This is a genomic window from Paenibacillus sp. MMO-177 (assembly GCF_037147795.1).
Classification (GTDB): domain Bacteria; phylum Bacillota; class Bacilli; order Paenibacillales; family Paenibacillaceae; genus Pristimantibacillus.
Genome location: NZ_JBBCUR010000009.1, coordinates 62,923 through 84,165, shown reverse-complemented (window position 1 = coordinate 84,165; position 21,243 = coordinate 62,923). Strand labels below are relative to the sequence as shown.

The window sequence follows — 21,243 nt, the reverse complement described above, 5'->3', positions numbered from 1 at the left end:
TACAGAAGAATCGCTATAATACTGTACATATAAACATTGCTGGCAGGTGGAGCTCTATGTATCGGAATATGGAGAAATCACTCATCATACAAGGGAATTACGAGATTTGGATCAGCCAAAGCTTTAAATATTGGGCCTTATTGGAATCCCGGGGAGAGATGGAGCCGGATGCATCGGTTTTTGCGAATCCCTTTGAGATAAGCCAAGCTTATTGGGAGAAAAAAGCTGGATATATGTTAGTTTATCTGCCATACAATATTCATACTGTCATTGCGGTTCGTATCCAAACCGAGCTTCTTGAGCTGACCGAGGATGATTTATTAGGCTTGTCGACCGGACTGTACCCTTATTATTCTGAAGCGAGCTTGAAGCAGCAGGAAGTGAAGCTGAACAAAATGATGGAAAGCATTCGGGAAGTGACGCAATCGGTTGATTTGGACGAGCTGCTCAGCAAAATTCTTACGAACGCGCTCTCGGTTATCCCTTATGAAACAATAGGCGTGTTATGGATGTATGATCCCGCGATTGGCCGGCTTAAGGTGCGGGCGAAGGCAGGAGAAATCGGAAAAGAAATGCTTAAGATGGCCATAAAGCCGGATGAAGGGATGATAGGGAAGACGTTTCGCAGAGGAACGCCTAAGCTGTACCGCGACTTCGATGAGATTCTGATTGACTTCGGGGATATGACGGAGGAGAATGTGGTGCATTTGACGCACGCGTACGATTTTGTGCAGAGCAAGTCGATCGTCACGGTGCCGATTCTCGTTCATAACAAGCCCGAATGCGTCCTTATTGTCTACCAGACCGGCAAAAAACCGCTGTTGACCGAGCAGGATATGCAGCTCTTGCAGGGGTTCGCCGATCAAGTATCGATCGCCATTACGAATGCCCGGCTATTTGAGGACTTGCGCAGACAAAACCTGGAGCTTCGCAGAAGGGATGAGATTCATGCCTCTCTCGTCAAGCTGTCTCTTCAGAATAAAGGAGCCGCCTCTATTGCTTCGGAGCTTAGCAAGATGATAGGCCTGCCGCTTATTTATGTGGATCTGCTGGAGAATAAGTGGCATCCCGAGCGGAAGCGGGGGGCTTCGGGGCTAAGCGGAGAGGAGCTGCTTCGGCTCTATGCCCGCGAGCAAGGTCCTTCTTACCGGCAAGCTGAAGAGTCGGGGAATAGCCTCGGCAAAAAGCTTTTTTGCTATCCCATAGTGGCATCCTCCGCCTGCTTGGGGTATTTGCTCGTCGAACTGGCGGGAGGGCTGGATTCTCTGCGTCAGATTGCAATCGAGCAGGGGGCCTCCGTCTTGGCTCTGGAGCTGCTGAGGAAGCAGTCGCTTTCCGAATTTTATTACAAGAAGACGCAAGATACGTTTCTTGAGCTTCTTCATGCGAAAAATCCCGACGTATGGAGGGAAAAGGCCGACTTGCTCGGGATCGACACAACGCTTCCCTTGATGGTTGCGGTATCGGAGTTAAGCTCTCCCGTCCCATCTGCGGAGCTTAACCTGCATGTTTACCGTTTTGTCATCGATTTGCGCGAAGCGCTGGGACAGCAAATCCTCGTGCCCGTCATCTTCGCCAGCGGAAATAAAGTGACGATCGTGCTCCAATCGAGGAAGAATGAAGCGGCGGTACTGAAGCGATTCCGTTCCTTCTTGGCCAGCTGGGAGCAGTATTCGAATCTCAGAATCCGGACGGGAGCCGGTTCGTTCTTCAAGGATCTTCATGCGGCAGGCAGCAGCCATGGCGAGGCCGATAAAGCCTTGTCTTATCTGGCCGCAAGAGGAAGCTACGCCTTTATGCTGTATTCGGATATCGGGCTGAACCGTCTGTTCATCCGCCATCCGAAGGAGGAGCTTGAAGCGTTTGTCCGGGAAATCTTCGAGCCGCTTCAACAGGCGAAGAGTCAAGGTGCCGGGCTCACCGACACGCTGCTGACGTACATGGCCTCCGACCGTTCAGCCAGCCTTGCCGCCGATAAGCTTCATATTCATATCAATACGCTGTACCTTCGCTTGAGAAAAATTGAAGATCTGCTCGGCTTATCGTTCGACGATCCGGAGAACGTACTTCGGATTCAGCTCGCCTGCTACCTGAAGCAGTCCTCTCGTGAGTAGATAGAGGTAAGGTTGGATATAACGAAAGGAAGCGCATAATAAAACAGCGGCCAAGGAATACATAATTCCTTGGCCGCTGTCTGTTTGACGACGTTAATGATTCTGTCGGAATTCGCTCGGCGAGATCTGGAAATGCTTCTTGAACACGCTCGAGAAATAGGGGGAGTCCTCGAATCCGACGGTCTGGCAGATCTCGGAGATTTTCACCGGCAATGGATTTGAACACATCTATGAACGGATCGTTCCGTTCTCGCCCACCCTAGAGTTTGCGGTTCTCGGGACGCAGTGCCCACGATGCGATATTTAGCGCGGCGTAGAACAGCGGAAGGATTACGTTGAACCAGCCGGCTCCGTAATCGTGATCAAGCAGATGGGAGAATGCGGCGCCTGTCATCAAGAAGAAGATCCCGGCATGCGTCCATTCCTTCAGCCGCGGGAAATGCGGTGCCAGGACGGCAATCACGCCAAGCAGCTTCCATACCCCTAAAATTTGCATGATATACAGCGGGTATCCCAGATTCGCGACGAGATCGACATTCCCGCCTAATTTCATCAGTTGCCCGAGACCGCTTAACGTTAGAGCCCCTGCAAGCAGCATGGTCACGGACCAATAGGCGACCTTTTTTTCTTGAAACTTAGTTCCTGCGTTTGCGGATGTTACCGCACCAACTGTTTTACTCATTTTCATTTCCTCCTAGAATGGGTTTGTTTTTATGCGAGCTGCGACTTAGCTGTATGTACTTTGCATAATAGGACACCATTTAGTGTCGGTTTGTGTTTTTAGTATAGGACACCTTTTAGTGTCATGTCAACGGCGTTTTGGTAAAAATTGTAAAAACTTTAGAGGGACAGGGCAATGCAAACAAACGAAAAAACCGGAAGGGGAATGACTCCCTTCCGGTTCTGCTGAAGATCCGAATTGCTAGGTTCCCGGTAAACCGGGCTTACAGCTTATTAATGACTCCGTAAAGCATTTGAGCGGCTTCCGCGCGGGTCGAGGTACCAAGCGGAACAAATTCGCCCTTCGCCCGTCCTTGGACGATGCCAAGTGAAGCGGCTTTCTTAACGCTATCCAGTGCCCAAGCGGAGACGGAGGCTTCGTCCTTGAACGGCTCGGCAGCCGTAACCGGCGGCTGGCCTTTCATTAATTCGTAGCCTCGCATCGCAAGCGTAGCCATCTCCTGACGGGTAATGTTGGCGCCAGGGGAGAACGTTGTGCTGCTTACGCCTTGCACGATGCCTGCTTTGTAAGCTGTGGCAACGTCGGCCGCATACCAAGCGCCTGCAGGAATATCGGAGAAGGCAGGCTTTCCTTCCGCCTTCAGGCCAAGCGCCCTGACAAGCAACGCCGTGAATTCGGCGCGGGTAATGCTGCGGTTCGGCTCGAAGGTGGAGGCTGTCGTGCCGGTTACGATTTGCTTCGCGAAGAGCTCTTTGATTACGCCGGAGGCCCAGTAGCTGCTTGGGACATCGGTGAAATTCTTGCTGATCTCAAGTACCGCGTAAGAGCTGAAATGCGAGAGCTGCGCGACATAAAAGCCATTCCCGTACGTCCCGCCAACAAACTCGGGAGCCCCGCTATCCGGGAGGTAGAAGATGGAGGCCAGCTTCGGATTGGTCGAAGCGTCTACCGGCAGCCGAAGCGTCACGGGCTCTTTGAATTGATGCAGATCGTACGTCTTGCCGTCCGCAGCGATCCATTGCAGCTTCAGCTCGTAGCTGTATCCGCTTAGCTTGGTATCTGTGCCGAGTGATGGTGTGGCTGCTCCTTCAACCGGCTTGATGGTCAGGGAGATTGAGCCTCCTTGCAGTTGCGCGGCGGTTAAGCTCGTCTTCAGTTCGCTGAACACGCTTGAAGGTATGTCCAGCTCGGCTTTGCCGGAGGTGACGATATTCAGCGTGCTTTTTCCAAGCAGCTCGTCGGTATTGGACGGCAGCTTAATTACGGCAGCGGATGTCGGTACCTCAATGAATTTGCCATTCTTTATTTGATCTGCTGTTACCGTTAAGGTTCCTGCCGGTTCGACGGGCGAGCCGCCCGAGGATCCGCCGGATCCCCCTGAACCGCCGGAGGGCCCGATTTGAAGGGAGGTGCCATAATGACTGTCAATCGTGCTTGCAGCTAATTCCGAATTGACGAGCCGGATCTTCCTGACCTCGACGTCGGCTTTTCCGTTAGAGGCTGCTGTGAAGGTGAAGGATACGAGATCCAGATCGCCGCTGTCGCCTGGCGAGCTTCCCGACTTCGTGTGGGCGAACACGAGATGAGATTTGCCTCCGCCGTCTGCGACAACCTTGGCAGGCGTACTGAAGCCGACTGCGGCCGTTTTTTCGCTGCCTGTTTTGAATGTCAGCAGATCGGAATCGTAATATACGTGCAATTCGTAAGCATATAAATCCTGCAGCTTGCTTCCTTTTACCGTCACGGTGACCTCATCGCCGCTGTTCAGGGCGTTTTTGTCGGTTGAGACGGAAAAGGAGGGCGGATCAGCCGCGGCCATCGCATATTGGGGGACGAGCATGGCTATTGCCAAGCAGATTGTCGCAAGCAAGGAAAGTCGTTTACGGGCCATAACAGATTCGTCCTTTCTCGTATAGTAAAACGCCGGCGAAAACGAATGCCTTGTGTTTTATTTGCCGGTCAGAGCAGGAACCGACTTCGGCGCTTCACGGTGATGCGTTGCTTGTTCGTAGGCATAGCCAAGCTTGATTAGCTCGCCTTCCTCGTAAGGGCGTCCAAGCAGCTCAATGCCAACCGGCAGACCGCTGGATACGTAACCAGCCGGAACGCTGATTGCCGGGAAGCCGGAGAATGGGCTAAGCCGGTTTGCGTTGCCTGAGCCGGAGCCCGCAGGTCCCGAAGTCGAAGGATACAGGATAGCATCGAGATTGTTGTCGGCCATCAAGCGAAGCAGCGACTGCTGCGTCGTGCGCGGACGGAACAGCACGATATCCTTGTATTCCTGGGTATCAAGCGACTCGACGCTATTTCGAGTGGTCAACGTGCCCTTCAGAACCGACAGGAAGTCAGTGCCCGAATTGATGATATCCTGCAGCGAATGATAGCGGACCACGTTAGGGTCGACAAACCTGGTGTTGGACAAGTAGTCGTTCAGATTGAATTTGAATTCATAACCGCTGAGGCTCGGATATTTCAAAATATCGGCGATATTCGGAATATTAACGCCAACTACCGTTGCGCCTTGGTCGCGCATATCCTGGGCAGCTTGATTAAGCAGAGCCAGCACTTCCTGATTGCTGCCTGTAACGCTGCTGTCCATGACAAGGCCGATACGGGCGCCTTTAAGACCGTTCTTGTCCAAAAATCTCGTGTAGCTGACTGGCTTTCTGCCGACGCTTCCTGCTGTGGCGATATCGTTCGGATCGTAGCCGCTGACCGCGTCAAGCAGAATGGCTGCGTCGGATACGTTTCTCGCCATTGGTCCGCCTACGTCCTGGGACAGCGCGAGCGGAATGATGCCGTCGCGGCTTGTCAGGCCAATCGTTGGACGGATGCCGACAATGCTATTCCATGACGAAGGGATGCGGATCGAACCGCCTGTATCGGTGCCGAGACCGGCTACGCCAAAGTTGGATGCAAGCGATGCGCCTGTACCGCCGCTGGAGCCGCCCGGGTTTAGTTTAATATTGTAAGGATTCCACGTTTGTCCGCCCAACGAGCTGTTCGTGTCCGTGTTAATCGCGAATTCGCTCAGGTTGGCCTTGGCCAGGATGATCGCTCCGGCATCCTTCAGCTTCTTGATCATGAAGGCGTCGCTCACCGTCTGGTTGTCCTTCAGGCAGGTACAGCCTGCGCTTGTCGGCATGCCAAGCGTATCGTAGTTATCCTTAACGATGATCGGAATGCCGTGCATAAGACCGCGCGGACCTTGCTCCTTGCGCTCTTCGTCGAGCGCTTTGGCGGTAGCCAGCGCATCCGGATTAACCGTGATAAGCGAATTGATCGTATCGTCGTATTCATTGATCCGGTCCAGATACATCTGAACGAGCTGCTCGGAAGTCAATTTGCCGGCCGCCATGGCATTCTGAATGCTCAAGATATCGGCTTCCATCAGTTCGAAGGGCTGACCGTTGTCGTAGAGTACCTTTTTGCCCAAGGTGGCGAGATCCTGGACATCGATGGTATTGTTTTTGTTGAAATCGCCGTTTGCAACCTTCGTCCAGTTTGAATCGTCCGAGGCAATACCGAAGTATTTGATCAGGACGGAGAGATCGCCCACGTCGATTACGCTGTTATTATTCAGATCACCCTCGGCTGCGCCCGTAATCTGGACGGCAAGCGATTCCTCCGGCGTTTGAACCGTGCTTCCGTCGTCGATGCCAAGCTCAACCGTGCCGGTGATTCCGCTTAGGTCCGAAGCCGTATTGGCTTTGAAGGTCAAGGTGAGGAGAGAGCCGGCCGTTGTGAGGCTGCCCGTTGTATCCGTGGTTACGATGGTCACTTTGCCGGACTCGGCGTTTATTCCGGCAATGGTTACGGCCGAATTGGCTGATGTCGCGGATAAATATTCAAATTGAGTCGGGTCGTACTCGAAAATGAATTTGCCTGCGGTTGCATCGCCGGTAGCGCCCGTTAGCGATACGGTTACGTCGAAGGAGTTGCCGACCGAGGTGAGGGCAGGGCCGGAGAGCTGAACCAACGCCTTCGGCTCCTGTGCTTGGGGCTGCTCCAGAGCGGTTGGCGTGCTAGTGCCGCTGGCATAAGCGCCGGTATCCAGGATCGGTGTGAAAAGAAGCGAGGTGCTTAGCATTACAAGGCTGGCTAATTTCGTAATCGGTTTAATCATGGCGTCCTCCTTGGGTTGGCACAGGCCAGTCTATCAATGTCAAATATAATTACTTAAAAGGAAAAGAAGGCAAAGAATATTGATTATATGTGACATATATATTACATAAATAGTACCTCCCTTGAATCTCTCTATCAGTCTTTTGCTTAATATTAGTTTTGTTAGCTAGGTTAATCAATCAGGGTAAAAGCTGAAGAAACCGCTTAAATGCTATGTTTTTAATGTTTTAGTCGCTTTTTCGACAGCACTCTCCTTAGAGTGCAAATTATGTAATATAAGTGTTAATTTTTATGACATAATAATTTAAAAAATGGAAATAAAAAAGAGGCTGTCATAGACCAAAAGGTCACGACTGCCTCTAATTGTTCTTCTATGGATGAATGTTTTCTGGGTGCCACGTTGGAATAGATTCAGTAAAAATCGATGAAAAAGGCCAGATCGATCCCAATATGCTTATTACGCTGTATTCCATCCAATGTAGCTAAAAGCTGCCGGGCGACATACCCGTTACACCTAAAACGGCGAGCTTCTCAAGCTCGCCGCATCCTTTGCTCCAGCCTTACTTGGCGCCCGTTCAGCGCTTGTTCATCGGTGGAGGAGAAGCTGGAGCGTGTGCTGCCTGCGGAGACACGCAAGCAGACGCGGGTTTTTTTCGTGAAGGACCATTCCGTCGGCTAAAATAAAGAAACAAACGGGCGCTGCCCCATTGGAGTGGCAACGCCCGTTTGTCTTGGGTTTTCATAGGCTTTTCAGGAAGGCTTTCAACCGTTCCAGCTGTGAGAAATGATGCCGGTAGTGCATCTCTACTAGCAGAAACCACTCGGCGGCGTTTAGTGCTCCGAAATTAGGGTGGGGGACGGTATTCTCTTGAGGCGCTTGGATTAAAGTTGGTTCCGTACCTTTCATACGTTCCACAACGTCTTGAAGTCCTTCGATCAGCTGCTCCTTATTGTCCGGCTGCTGTGGCGTGTACTGCGGGGAGGCAGGAACCCGGATTCTAATGGGCGGGAAGCTTCCAAGCTCAAAGGCAGCTTTGCCATTCTCCGTTTTGACGCCGGTGCCTACCAATACCGCTTCGCTTCCTGCGATGCATTGATCCACATTGCGCAGATGCATGTATTGAGCGGACCGAATTAAATGGACGTACATTTGCCCAATCGACCAGTCTTCCTCGCTCGGCTTAACAAGTAATTGCTCTATGCTGAAGTGATTCAGTTCATCTATATACCGTTCAACCGATTTTTGAAATGCTTGCAAGGCTTCCGTTGTGCTTCTCATCTCAACAACACTCCTTCAATATTTCGGATAATCCCAATATAAAAGAACGCTACTGACAACAGTATGTCAGTAGCGTTTTAACATTTTTTCGGCTTCTTCCCGAACGCGGCGGCGTAAAGACTCCGGTTCCATGACCTCGACGTCTCCGCCCCAGCTAAGGATAAGAGGAAGAATTTCCTCCGGTGCACGAACTCGTAAGTGTACCCAGAGACCACCCTCGCGCTCCTCGGCCGATTCGATATAAAAGTTGCCGGTCTCTGCGATTTTGTCAGCAATGTCGGGATTTGCCCGAACCCATACATGCTCGCTGCGGTCATCCTCCGGACGGTAGCGATTTAGGCTGAACCCATGCGGCATGGCAAACGACGTGTCCAGCACGGTAAGCTCCGTCATTCGCGACAACCGGAAATGGCGGATATCCTGACGCAGGCCGCAGTGCCCGATCAGCATCCAATTGCCTTGAGCAAAGACCAATCCGTACGGAGCTACCTCGCGGGTGCTTTTCCGGTTGCCGTCCGCCTCCGGCGTCTTTTTCTTATAGGAGAAGCTTATTTTACGACGCTCCAAGATGGCGCGCCGCACTAGCGCAAGAATGTCTTTTTCCTTTAAGCCGGTTCTTGGCTCTCCGGCATTCAGAAGCCGCATCGTTTCCCGGACGCGTGCGGACTCCTCCCGTACATTCTCCGGGAGAATAGCTTCAATCTTGCTTCTCGCAGCTTTCGCTACTCTTGCGTAATCGCCATCGAGCCGCTGCTCGATAAAGTCAGCGCCCATCAGCAGAGCTACCGCTTCCTCAGCCGAAAACCCGATGGGCGGCAGAAAATAACCTTCCATCAGCGAATAGCCATGGCCGGGAGCGCCAAAGATGGGAACGCCCATCTCGCTCAACGCTTGAATGTCCCGATAGATGGTCCGCACGCTCGTCTCGAATAAGGAGGCTAAATCCTCCGCTCTTACTACCTTGCTCCGCTGCAGCTCAAGCATGATCGCGAGCTGCCGGTCGGTTTTGTTCATTTTTTACCCCCGGTTGATTAGTTGATGCTTAGCACCTTCTCTTAAATTATAGTTTTTATACCTTCCAAATTATTCCTACAAAGTATAACAATCGACTTATTGTATTGCTAGCTGGCGCTGCGTTGGAGTTCCTCCAGTAAAATGGTGCGGAAACGTGCAGATCGTTCGGCTACGCTGGATTTTATCCAATGGAATTGGCTGTGGCGGGCTAGGTTGAGGCTAGAATAGTGAATTCTGCTGTATGCAATCCAACGTAGGTTAAGGAGTTAGTTAGAATGAGTCAATTATGCTGGACGAAATCCAACGTAGGGTACGAGAGGTGCTATGGAAATGATGAAGCGACAGCCTCGGGCTCATAAACGTTCAAGCTGTCGCTTATGCGGTTCAAATAACTAGATATCGTTATCTTTGTCATTTTGCTGTTCTCTTTTCTGTTGTCTATAACGCATGATGCCAACCGGCAAATTCAAGATTCCCATCAAGAAGCAGCTTATTATCGGTACTAATTGAAGAAACGTAGGGTAATGGGGTTTACCATCGCCAACGGGTCCTATTTTCGGCTGATGCATATCCCAAAACATATATAGCAAGAAGATTATCGGCAATAGAATGCATACGATGCTCGCAACGATATGGAATACTGACCTAGTCAAGGCAACGACCTCCTACTCAGAATAGTCCTCTAAGAGTATTCGCAATCAGAAAGGTATTTCCTTTGAATGTAATGACCTCGCCTATCTCAGTGCTCAAAAATGAATAAAAACTTTCATAAAGTGAAAAATAATATTTTTTTACTAAAAATCCACATAGCCGTAACATGCCTCTTACAATCGGGCTCTATCATTTAACTCGAGAGACAAACAAAGATGAGGACGTGGAGAGCCCATCTAATAGGAGGAAGTTATCCTTATGTTCATTTCGAAGAAAAAAACCGCTTTAGTTCTGCTTACGGCAGCATCCGCAATGACAATCATGTCGGCCTGCGGCCAAGACAACAAGAGCTCGAATACACTCTCGGATGCGGTACCAACAGACGCGCCGGCAAGTACAAATGCAAATGCTGCAACGCCTTCCGCCGACCCGTCCGCTGCACCGGCAGCCGAATCGGTGGATGAATTGTACGCGACAGCGAAGGAAGAAGGCAAGCTGATCGTCTATTCCACCTCCGGACGCGCGAACGATGCGGCGGAAACTTTTATGAAGCAATATCCGGGTATCAAGGTTGAAGTCAGCAAGGTGAAGTCCGACGAGATGATGGACAAGGTGACGAAGGAGCAGGAAGCGGGGCAGTTCAACCCGGACGTTATCATTACGAAGGAAGTCAGCGGAGCCGTTGAGGAAGAGATGGTGATGACGGGCCGCTACCTTAAATACCTGCCGGAGGATATCGCGCCGATGGTCGACGAGCCTTACCGCACGCAGGCGGAAGCTTATGCGAACTACGTGGAGTTCCGGACTCTTTTCTACAATAAATCTACATACGACAAAGCGCCCGTAACCAACTGGTGGGATCTGACGACTCCGGAGTTCAAGGGCAAAGTCTACACAGCTGATCCGCTCAGCTCACCGGCCTTTATGGACCTGTTCACAACAATGGTCATTAACAGCGACGACATGGCAGCAGCTTACAAAGAGAAGTTCGGCAAAGATATCGTCCTGAACGGCACGGACAACGCAGGCTACGAATTTATCAAAGAGCTGTTCGACAACGGCCTTATCGTGTTAAAAGGCAGCGACGACGTCCTCGACGCCATCGGCAAAGCGAGCAGCGACGCTCTTGGCCTAGCGGTATCGGGCGACGTATCGAAGAACGAAGAGAAGGGCTGGACGATCGCCCCGATCTACGATATTAAGCCGAAGACGTCGGTTCCGGATTCCGGGTACTTTTTCATCGCGAACAAAGCTCCTCACGAAGCGGCGGCGAAGCTGTTCATCCGTTGGATGATGGGCGAGAAAGACGGCACGGGCGTTGGTCTTGAACCGTTCAACAAAGTCGGCTCGTGGGTGCCGCGTTCGGACGTGAAGACGAAGAACGACATCTCCTTCGAGGAGCTGAATCTGTGGCTGTTCGACGGCGACGCCCTGTACAAGACCGCACCGAAGGTGCGCGACTTCTGGATTAAGCAAAAATAACCCCAAGCAAGGTGGAGAGAGAATTGGCGAATAAAACGGCGCTAACCGTAAGAAACACGCGGTTCTATAACGGGCTATTCAACTGGCTGAGGAGCCCCATTCATCTGATTGGGCTGGCGGCCCTGCTCTTCCTGGCGTATACGGTTCTCTGGCCGGTCCTGAAAATTCTGTATACGACCTTCTTATGGAGGCAGCAGGATGCCCGTCTGACGGGGGAAGCGAACCCGGGGCATTTCACGCTGTACCATTGGACCCGCGTGCTGGCGAGCGATATGAGCATGAATTTGTTTTACAAGCCAATTCTTAATTCGCTTGGCGTTGGCTTCGCCGTCTCGGCGCTGTCGATGCTGATCGGGTGCGGACTGGCGTGGCTGGTCGTGCGGACGGACGTTCCTTGGAAAAAGACGATCGCCTTCCTGGCCGTCATCCCGTATCTGCTCCCGTCCTGGATTATCTCGCAGGCGTGGCTCACCTTCTTCAAAAACGGCAAAATCGGCGGAACGCCCGGCATTATGGAGGCCCTCTTCCATGTGTCTCCGCCGGACTGGCTGTCCTACGGCTTTGTGCCGATCGTGGTATCCCTGTCGATTCACGACAGCGTGTTCTTCTTCCTCATTGTTGGGGCGGCGCTTAGCTCGATGAACAGTCAGCTCGAAGAGGCGGCAAGCGTGACAGGGGCGGCTCGGTGGACGATTCTGCGGCGGATTGTGTTTCCGCTGGTGCTGCCGTCGATTTTGTCCGGTTTTATCCTGATTTTCACGAAGGCAATCAGCTCCTATGGGGTTCCGGCCTTGCTCGGCACGCCAGTGAACTTCTATATGATCTCAACCATGCTCTATTCCAGCATGCGCTCACGGCTGACGACCGAAGCCAATGTGCTTAGTCTAACGCTGATGTTGATCTCGATGCTGACGATTTACCTGAACCAACGGGTAGTGGGGCGGAGAAAAAGCTTCGTCACCGTAACGGGCAAAGACAGCGCCAGAACGCTGGCCTCCCTTGGACGCTGGAGATATCCGGCAGCGGGGACGGCGGCGGTTGTGATGATTCTGATCTCCGTGGTGCCGCTGCTCGTGCTGCTGTTCCAGTCTTTTATGCTGAAGGAAGGTGTCTATTCGCTTAGCAACTTCACTACGCATTACTGGTGGGGCGGCTCCGATCCGAACATCAACACCGGTGAGAAGGGCGTCTTGCAAAACGATATTTTTATGCTTGCGCTGAAAAACTCCCTGTACATCGCGGGGGTCGCCTCCGTCATTGCGGCTGTGATCGGCCTTATCTTGGGCTACGTTGTTGCTAGAGGCAGGCAGTCGTGGATCGGGCGGATGGTGGATCAGGTATCTTTTCTGCCGTACCTTATTCCGGGCATCTCGCTTGCCGCGATCTACATCTCCATGTTTGCGAAGCCAACCTTATTCATTCCGGCTCTGTACGGGACGATTACGCTCTTGATTCTAATTACTGTCGTAAAAGAACTGCCGTTCACCGTCAAAGCGGGCAGCGCCTCCATGATGCAGATCGGCAAGGAGCTGGAGGAAGCGGCGCAGATCAGCGGGGCTTCCTGGCTTACGCGGTTTCGGAGGATTTTGCTGCCGCTTAACCGAAAAAGCTTAGTGTCGGCGTTTCTCCTCGTGTTTATCGGGGCGATGAAGGAGATGGAGCTCATCATTATGCTGATCACTCCGCGCACGGAGACGCTGACGACCATTACCTTCTATTATGCCGAGAAGGGCTATGAGCAGCTGACGAACGTTATTCTGATGATCATTATCGCGATCGTCATTACGGTATATTTCCTTGCGGTTAAGTTCGGCAAGGCCGATCTGACGCAAGGGATTGGAGGGCAATAACCATGAACGCAATCGAGCTGCAGGGCATCCATGTCGCATTGGATGGGAAGCAGGTTCTTCAAGATATTGAATTAACGATTAAGCAAGGGGACTTCATGACGTTCCTCGGGCCTTCCGGCTGCGGCAAAACAACGCTGCTCCGCACCATCGCCGGTCTCCAGAAGGCCAATGCGGGAACCATCACGATCAGCGGACGCGAAGTCGCAAACGGCGAGACGCAGTTCCATATGGAGCCGTCGAAGCGCAGGCTGAGCCTGGTCTTCCAGAGCTATGCGTTATGGCCGCATATGACCGTGTACGAAAATGTCGCCTTCGGCCTTCAGGTTCGGAAGCTGGCGAAGGCAGTTGTACGCGAAAAAGTAGAAGCGGCGCTAGGCAAAATGCGCATCGCCGAGCTTGCCGGGCGCTACCCAAGCGAGCTGTCCGGCGGCCAGCAGCAGCGCGTCGCCATCGCCCGCGCCATCGTCACCGAGCCGGACATTCTCCTGCTCGACGAGCCGTTGTCGAATCTCGATGCCAAGCTGCGCGTCGAGATGCGCGCCGAGCTGAAGCGGCTTCATCAGGAGCTGAACACGACGGTTATCTACGTCACGCATGACCAGCATGAAGCGATGACGTTATCGACGCAGATTGCGGTCTTTTTCGGCGGACGGATCGTCCAGCTGGATAAACCTCGGGAGCTCTATAAGCGTCCAAAAACGCTTCAAGTCGCCGAGTTTATCGGAAGTGCGGGGATGCAGATGAACCGGTTAGAGGGAGTTGTCCGTACAGATGAGGAAGGGCTATGCTGGCTGGAGACGCCGGTGGTGTTGATTCCTCTTGCTGGTGACAGCTACTCCAAACCTCCTCAACTCGCGAGTGATATCAGCCTCCCCGATTCTTCACACCTCAAGCGAGGCGTAAAAATGGAGGATGGGCAGGAAGTGGTGCTTACGATCAGGCCGGAAGATATCCGGCTGTACGAGGAACGCCGTCCGGGAAGCATCGCCATGTCCGTGTCGGCGGTATTCCCGTCCGGTGCGGAGACGCTTGTCCAACTGGACGCCGCAGGCATGTCTTTGATGGCCCGCGTCATTGGCGAGTCTGAATACGAGCCAGGCACCACTTTATACGCGGTACTCCGCCAAGAGCAGATGAATGCTTACGATAAGAAGACAGGTATCCGAATGGAATTACAATATGCAGCACACAACAATGAACCGGGGGAATCCACTCATGAAGATCGACTTTCATATTCACGTTAAACTTTCGAAGAAAACCAACTTTGAGATTGAACATTTTAATAGCATGATCAATGAAGCGAAAGCACATGGACTTGATGCCATTACGCTGACCGAGCATTTCAACACGTACCGCTTCGAGGACGTATACGGAACGCTCGATAAGATGTATCCTTGCAACAACCACTATTACAATGTCGACGGCTTCAAGCTGTTTACCGGCATGGAAGTCGACGTAGCCGAAGGCGGCCATATCCTCGTCAGCGGACCAAAGGATAAGCTGCTCGAAGTGCGCACCGTGCTGGAGGATCACCTGACAGCGGACCGTTTTATCGGATTGGAGCGCTTGTTCGAGCTGTGCCACCCGCGCGGCCTGATGGTCATCGGCGGACATCCGTTCCGCGAATCCAATCATCTCTACCATATCGACAAGGAGCTGCTGAAGCGGTTCGATGCGTTCGACCTGAACGGCAAAGACCTGCATGAGATCGGCATCCAGGAAAATATTGCGAAGGTTCTGACGCTTGGCGCCGAGCTTGGCGTACCGGTTATTGCGGGAAGCGACGCGCACCAAATGTTTCAGGTGGGCTGTGTATACAACCAGTTCGAGGGAGATTTCGAGACCGTAGCAGAACTAAAGGAAGCGATCCGTTCTGGGGCTTACAAGCGTGTGATTTCGCCAAGCCTCGATCTGCAAGTGCGCGCGGCGAATTACGTGAAGAAGCTGCTGAAGAAGAAAGTCGAAGTTGTAGTCTAACAGGGTGCAGACGGGGGGAGAATCGGTGCTTATGATGCAATTTGAACATGCAAAGCTCACTCGCGGTCACCAGCGGATCGCGGATTATATAAGCAAGAACATGGACGATGTACCGTTCATGATAGAAGAAGATATCGCAGCGGCATGCGGCGTGAGCGTCTCCACCGTCTCTCGCTTCTGGGCCGAGGTTGGCTCGAAGAACCTGAAGGAATTCAAGCAGCGCGTCAAGGACGAGGCGCTGCTTTCTCCTGCTCGGAAGCTGCAATCTGCCTTTGAGAAAATGGAAGGCGACTGCAGTGCGGCAACTAATGTGCTGGGCGTGGCAGGATATATTGAGCAGACGGCTGACCGCTTGGATCAGACGGCGTTTGACGCGGCAGCAGGGATGCTCGTGGGAGCGGGTACCGTCCACATCTACGGTCCCGGCTCCGCCGAATGCTTAACCGCGTTAATGGACTTCCGCTTATCGCGGTTTGGCGCCGACGTCCGCCGCCTGGACCGTGGCGGTCACGAGCTGTTCGAGAGTTTGGTACCGATCCGTCCGGAGGACGTGATCGTCATCTTCGGCTTCGTCTCCGAATCCCCGGAGATGGCCGTGCTTCTCGACTTCGCCCGCGAACGCGGCTGCCGTACCCTGCTCATCACCGACCTCGCCGTCAGCCCCATGCTCGCTAAAGCCGACATCTCCCTCTTCACCGCCCGCGGCCAGCTCTGGGAGTTCCACTCGATGGTGGCTCCGATCGCCGTCATCGAGGCGTTGATTGTCGCGGTAGGGAAAGAAAGAGAGCAAGCTGCGCTTGCTGGGGGTGAGGAGCTGCATCGGTTGAGGAGGAAGTATGCGAAATTGTTGCCGAAGCGGGTTTGATTTTAAAAAGTAAAAGAAGCTGGCTATTAAAGCAGCCAGCTTCTCGGTAGTATTTTTATACTACAGCATTATGCAGACCTCTAACAGCTTGAAGGGTGCGTTCAACATAAGTCATTAACTCAGCATCATTTATAGGTTCACTATCAGCAAAGGGGTTCTGGTCATGGTGAAATTTTTTGCTATAATCATTAATTTCTTCAAGCTCTGATAACTGAAACTGCATTTGTATAAGAGGTTCTTCAGTTGCGGATCTTACTTTTTCAATAAAACCTCCCAACCACTCCGTACTCTTAAAATGACGTGGAAATCTAATTCGTAAGTTGCCTTCTAACAAGGGTCTAATACACATTGCAACAGCACGATAATTCATATTAGCTTTTCCCTCTAAGAAATCAGCTAAGGTAAAGAAGCTTTGATAATAATCAGATTTTGTTGCTTCTTCAATATCCCAGATGTCAATTGTACTATCCTGTATCCCATCTCTTCTTATACATAGCTGAGTTAAAAGAGTTCTCTTGTCAGCAAACTTGCCCCAGAGTACTCTTGCGAAGAAGGTATCGTGTGTTAGTACGATTACTTGTTTTGCCATTTGTGAAAATTTCATGACTTGGTCTGCAGTATGACTTTTTCTATGGTTGTCTAAACTTGAAATTGGATCATCGAAAATGACAACCTTTTTATCTATTTCCGTATCAGATTCAAGTTTGGCGAGAAAAAACGCAAATGCAAGACTACTTTTGTCACCCTCGCTTAAAGTGTTACTAAATGTAGGAGTAGTTAAAGGAGACTTCTCATTTCCTAAGTTAACTTCTACGTTATTAATTAGCAACGAGAAATTACTACTAGGTTTACCTCCTTGGAAGCTTGATTTATAATCTGATATTTTAAAGCTCGCCCCGCAGTTTTTTAAATGATGGTTTATTCGAACTTCGTATTTAGCAAATATATCTCTGGTATATGTATCTAACTGGGCTCTGAGCTTTTTCTTGTGATTCTCAATTTTCTTTATTAATAGTTCCTGCGATTGATATTTATCAATTATAGCCTTCTTTTCATCACTATGCCGTAATTTAGTGTTCATTAAGTAATTTAATCGGCTTTTAATATCCTGTGCCTTTAAGTGATTAATAGTTGCTTTTCTTTCTTCAATTTTCTGATTTGTACGATCGATTTTATCATTGTAGTCCTTGAGTTTTTCTAATGCAGCTAGATAGCCGTCAATAATGGAATTTAGCTCTTCTGAAATTAGTAGTTCCTCTAGCGGCGACATTTTCTTTGTATTAATTGCTAGTTTAATTTCAGCAGTAAGTTCATTCCATACCGAGATTACCTCATCAAAAGCTAAACTCATTGTATCATCAATTATTACATACTGTTTCCAGAATGTGAGTAGTTCAATATTAGTAGCAATGTTCTTCTGAAAATTAAATATAACATCATTGCTAAATTTTTGAGTAAAACCAACTTCCATGGCATCAATGGTTCTAATCGTTTTCTTATATTCTTCACTAAAATAGGTTTTGAATGCGTTTATTATTTCTAGACCTTGAATATCTTGATTACAAAATGGGCATGTCTCGTCTACTATTTTGTTCATGCCATATTCAATCCATTTTTCTCCATTATGATCTAGCTTATTTACTATATATTTTCTTGTTAAATCCGCTGCATTATTAATAGCATGTCCAATACCAGTTCCTAGCAGAATGCTTTCTAGTTTATTTTTATCAATTATAGGTAGTTCGAGTTTTAATAGTAGGGATTTTCCTTTAATCTCAATATCTTTATCAGATGCACGTAATGCCTGTTCATTAAGAAGAATTTCATCATTAATATTTTCTTTAACTGGGAGTTTCATAAAATCAGTAGTAGAAAGAACTCCGGTTACGCCCGAAAGTAATTCTTTTTCGATTAACTTTTTCAAACCATTTTCTTTTTTTAAATCCTCATCACATTTGAATAATTCTTCTGCAAGAGTTACCCCTTGTTTTCCAATTGTAAAGAGATACAATTTTTTTTTTGATCATGTTCCACTATATGTCTTGAATAAACATTCTGACTTACAAATAGAGAGTCAAATATCTCAAACTCAAAATCCGTCTTGTTTGACCACTGATTATCTTTATATTTAATGAGACCTTTATCAGTAAGAATATCAATGCTTTGTCCACCATTACTTCCCAATGTCTTTCTTCCTATAACTAATTGAGGGTCTTGCTCACTTAGAGACCTAAAAATATTAGAGAGAGTAGTCTTACCACGTCCATTTTCAGAATAAAGTATGCTTAGTTTATTGAATTGAATATCTCCTTTAGGAGTGCAGGCTTTAAATTTTCCGGTGTTTTTAATACTTACAATTTTTTTTATCACATAGATTCACCCTTTGTTATCGATTTGTTGAAACTTAATGTCATACCGCTTTCGACAAAGTGGGACCTTTTTCCTTTACAATCGTGATCTTTTTTGTAAGAATATGTTGAGGTTTAGAATGTGTGAAGTATTATTATGGCGGAGTTTGATGGTTGTTATATCTTATTATGGGGGATATTAATGTTCATAAAAGAGATAAAAATTGAGAAATATAAAAAACTAAATAATTTTAAACTTAAATTCAATAAAGTTAACAATTTACACTTTAATTTATCTGTATTAATTGGCGAGAATGGAACCGCAAAAACCACAATATTACAATCAATTGTTAACTTATTATCTAAATCTGCAGAAAGAAATAAAATGGTTGATTCATATATGATGTATGAGTTTGATAATGATCATTTAACGGGGGCTGATTATAAGCTTACTTTATATAGTGATCCCGACAAATTACCAAGTAAATTAATTATCTCTTCTTATACTCCAGTTGAGAAAGTTTATAAACAAGCAAAAAAATCTAAAGTAACATTGTGCCCCATAATTTATTCAGAAATGGGGATTAGTAAATTAAAAACTATAATAGGTAAATATATTTTAGAAAATGAAGGAGAAACAAAAAAAATTTACGATATCGTTAATTACATAGGTTATACTCCCGATCAATATTTCGTTGAATTTAATGAATCTATACTTTCGAGATCTACCTTGGAGACTTTTAGTAATAGTCTGCAGAGTGGGGATTATGATGAAATTCTAGAAGGAATAATAGCAGATCTTGATATTAGCTTAGATGCTGGAGTTAAATTAGTTGAGTTTGAAGGAAATATATTAAATTATATAGATTCACTAGATTCTAGAACTTTAAGGACTAAGAGAAATTCAGTATATTACTATATGGATATATGGAACGCTGCCAACAATAAAGGAAGCAAATCTAAGTTTACACATGAGCAACTTAAACACGTTTATATTGAATTTGTGTATATACTACAGAAAATAAAACTCTTTTCAAGAGCCAATTTTGAGACCATAAATTCGTATTATAAAGGAAGTGACCAAAGATTAGTTCATTCAAGTCTTCTTTTTAAATATTTTGAAGGTAAGTTAGAGTTTTATAAAGATTTACAATTTATTATGCTATTTAATAAATATGTAATAAATGATCTATGGTTTGTATCGCAAGAAACGCAAGATTTGGTTCCATTATCACTATGGAGTTCGGGAGAATTGAGTTTATTCTTACGATTAGTGGAAATTGCCACCTCAGTAACTAATAACTCACTACTATTAATAGACGAACCAGAAACACATTTACATCCAAGATGGATAAATAGTTATATACAGATATTAAAAGATATTATTGACGTGAGTTGTCATGTAATTATTGCAACTCATGCACCATTAATTGTTTCAGATATTCCAAATGAGGGAATCGTTTTGTTGAGAAGAGAGGGACCATTAGTTAAACAAAGCAATATTGAAGAGAGGACTTTAGGTCTTGATGTTGAGGATATTTTAAAAAAAGTATTTAATGTTCAAGAAAAAGAAGGTACAGTTCTTGAAAGTTATGAAAAACAAATTCTTAATGCGCTAGCAAAAGAAGACCTTGATACAGCTATAGAGTTATATGATGAGTTAGGGGATAGTCCAACTAAATTCGATCTGTTTCTAAAAATAAAAAAACTATATGAAGCAGGAAAGAGTAGAGAATAGTCTATGTATAAAGTTACTGAAAATATATATTACCTTAAACCGTATCATAGTTTTATGTGTGATATTTTAAAGGCTATGAGAAGATCCTTTAGAGCTAATTCAGATTATACGATTTCAGAGTTAGAAGCTAATATATATTTAATTAACCCCAACGCTCGTTCATTTATCAAAAGAGGGAGTTTGTTGGAAAATATCTACAAGTTAAAAGATTGTCCTGTTGATTTATGTAAAGAATACGGATGGAATGTTAGTAGATATAAGTCACTTCTCAATGGTAAATGGAGAGGCAATACTAAATTAACTGAAGAGTCTAATGAAGATTTTAAAAAAATATTTATATTTTTCTATGAGAGTTTATTGGGATATAAAACTTTTAACAATACATTATTTCAATCTCCAAGTTCTTTAAGCAAGTTTAGAGCTATGATGTCATTAAATCAGGTTTGTCCTTATTGTGATATAACAAAAATAAATAAAGATATAGTATCGGTAGATCACTTTTTACCAAAGGCTGTATATCCAGTATTATCGATTTACCCTGATAATCTAATCGTTGCTTGTAAAGCATGCAATGAGGTTATTAAGGGGGAAAATATAATACTCCCAATAGCACATCCATATTATGAAGATGTGTCGTCTCATATTAAATTTATGGTAGATGATTCTGATACGGATAAGTACGAGATTAACACAATCATAGATCCTAATACTTCAAAATTAATGAATACAAAAATAAGCAATTTTTTAGATCTATTTAATATTAAAAATAGATACGAATTAAACATGATAGCAGAGTTACATGATTATAGATCTGAAATAAGAAAAAAGGCTATAGCTGAATTAAGCGGAATAGCCCAAGCTAGAGCAGTTTCTCGTGGAGATATTGAAACTAGTGTGAAAAAATATTTTCATGATTCTATAATTAACAACTTGAACCTAAAAAGAGCTGTAGATGGCTCTAAGCTCAAAAATGATTACGTCCGCCAAATTCTTGAAAATGAAGACTATCAGAGCGATGTTGAGTATATAGAAGCTCAATTCAACGGAGCAAAACAGACATTCAACAAATAATTTTTTCGGTACAATAGGATGCTCCTAATGAAGGAAAAGTATTATTA

General features: G+C 47.3%; 16 protein-coding genes. 8 read left to right on the top strand and 8 right to left on the bottom strand.

The genetic code is table 11. From position 1 onward, the window contains the following. Positions 1-56: 56 nt before the first annotated feature. A complete protein-coding gene (locus WFK81_RS24005) occupies positions 57-2,114 on the top strand; it encodes a helix-turn-helix domain-containing protein (RefSeq protein WP_336789119.1) in 2,058 nt (685 codons plus the stop codon). 93 nt (positions 2,115-2,207) lie between these two features. Here WFK81_RS24005 and WFK81_RS24000 read toward each other — a convergent pair whose 3' ends face one another. The 6 genes from WFK81_RS24000 to WFK81_RS23975 form a co-directional block, all read right to left on the bottom strand. Then, the gene (locus WFK81_RS24000; protein WP_336789117.1) at positions 2,208-2,342 is read right to left on the bottom strand and encodes an AraC family transcriptional regulator; all 135 of its coding nucleotides are present in this window, start codon (positions 2,340-2,342) and stop codon (positions 2,208-2,210) included. Positions 2,343-2,373: 31 nt separating this feature from the next. Then, positions 2,374-2,796, bottom strand: coding sequence for a DoxX family protein (locus WFK81_RS23995; protein WP_336789115.1), 423 nt, complete (start codon positions 2,794-2,796; stop codon positions 2,374-2,376). A gap of 262 nt (positions 2,797-3,058) precedes the next feature. Further along, a complete protein-coding gene (locus WFK81_RS23990) occupies positions 3,059-4,687 on the bottom strand; it encodes an S-layer homology domain-containing protein (RefSeq protein WP_336789113.1) in 1,629 nt (542 codons plus the stop codon). 57 nt (positions 4,688-4,744) lie between these two features. Next, complete coding sequence (locus WFK81_RS23985; protein ID WP_336789112.1) at positions 4,745-6,922, bottom strand: amidase family protein; 2,178 nt, start codon at positions 6,920-6,922, stop codon at positions 4,745-4,747. A gap of 738 nt (positions 6,923-7,660) precedes the next feature. Beyond that, a complete protein-coding gene (locus WFK81_RS23980; RefSeq protein ID WP_336789110.1) occupies positions 7,661-8,200 on the bottom strand; it encodes a DinB family protein in 540 nt (179 codons plus the stop codon). A gap of 66 nt (positions 8,201-8,266) precedes the next feature. Then, positions 8,267-9,214 carry a helix-turn-helix transcriptional regulator gene (locus WFK81_RS23975; RefSeq protein ID WP_336789108.1) on the bottom strand — a complete coding sequence of 316 codons (948 nt, stop codon included), beginning with the start codon at positions 9,212-9,214 and terminating at the stop codon, positions 8,267-8,269. Positions 9,215-10,123: 909 nt separating this feature from the next. Between WFK81_RS23975 and WFK81_RS23970 the strand changes: the two genes are divergently transcribed. From WFK81_RS23970 to WFK81_RS23950, 5 genes are read left to right on the top strand one after another with little or no spacing between them, the layout of a single operon-like run. After that, the gene (locus tag WFK81_RS23970; RefSeq protein WP_336789107.1) at positions 10,124-11,347 is read left to right on the top strand and encodes an ABC transporter substrate-binding protein; all 1,224 of its coding nucleotides are present in this window, start codon (positions 10,124-10,126) and stop codon (positions 11,345-11,347) included. Positions 11,348-11,370: 23 nt separating this feature from the next. Continuing rightward, entirely contained in the window at positions 11,371-13,197 is a 1,827-nt protein-coding gene (locus WFK81_RS23965; RefSeq protein WP_336789106.1) for an ABC transporter permease, read from the top strand. 2 nt (positions 13,198-13,199) lie between these two features. Then, on the top strand, positions 13,200-14,441 hold the full coding sequence (locus WFK81_RS23960; protein WP_336789105.1) for an ABC transporter ATP-binding protein: 1,242 nt from the start codon (positions 13,200-13,202) through the stop codon (positions 14,439-14,441). Beyond that, positions 14,413-15,174 (top strand): PHP domain-containing protein, encoded by a 762-nt coding sequence (locus WFK81_RS23955; protein WP_336789103.1) that lies wholly within the window; start codon positions 14,413-14,415, stop codon positions 15,172-15,174. The genes WFK81_RS23960 and WFK81_RS23955 overlap by 29 nt, the downstream gene beginning before the upstream one ends. Before the next feature lie 31 nt (positions 15,175-15,205). Further along, positions 15,206-16,039 carry a MurR/RpiR family transcriptional regulator gene (locus WFK81_RS23950; RefSeq protein ID WP_336789102.1) on the top strand — a complete coding sequence of 278 codons (834 nt, stop codon included), beginning with the start codon at positions 15,206-15,208 and terminating at the stop codon, positions 16,037-16,039. A gap of 55 nt (positions 16,040-16,094) precedes the next feature. On the opposite strand, the gene WFK81_RS23945 is transcribed toward WFK81_RS23950, so the two are convergent. Beyond that, positions 16,095-18,050 (bottom strand): AAA family ATPase, encoded by a 1,956-nt coding sequence (locus WFK81_RS23945; RefSeq protein WP_336789100.1) that lies wholly within the window; start codon positions 18,048-18,050, stop codon positions 16,095-16,097. Further along, positions 18,017-18,409 carry a hypothetical protein gene (locus WFK81_RS23940; RefSeq protein ID WP_336789098.1) on the bottom strand — a complete coding sequence of 131 codons (393 nt, stop codon included), beginning with the start codon at positions 18,407-18,409 and terminating at the stop codon, positions 18,017-18,019. The genes WFK81_RS23945 and WFK81_RS23940 overlap by 34 nt, the downstream gene beginning before the upstream one ends. 135 nt (positions 18,410-18,544) lie before the next feature. Between WFK81_RS23940 and WFK81_RS23935 the strand changes: the two genes are divergently transcribed. After that, positions 18,545-20,125 carry an AAA family ATPase gene (locus WFK81_RS23935; RefSeq protein WP_336789096.1) on the top strand — a complete coding sequence of 527 codons (1,581 nt, stop codon included), beginning with the start codon at positions 18,545-18,547 and terminating at the stop codon, positions 20,123-20,125. 3 nt (positions 20,126-20,128) lie between these two features. Then, positions 20,129-21,196 carry an HNH endonuclease gene (locus tag WFK81_RS23930; RefSeq protein ID WP_336789094.1) on the top strand — a complete coding sequence of 356 codons (1,068 nt, stop codon included), beginning with the start codon at positions 20,129-20,131 and terminating at the stop codon, positions 21,194-21,196. The last annotated feature ends 47 nt before the right edge of the window (positions 21,197-21,243 follow it).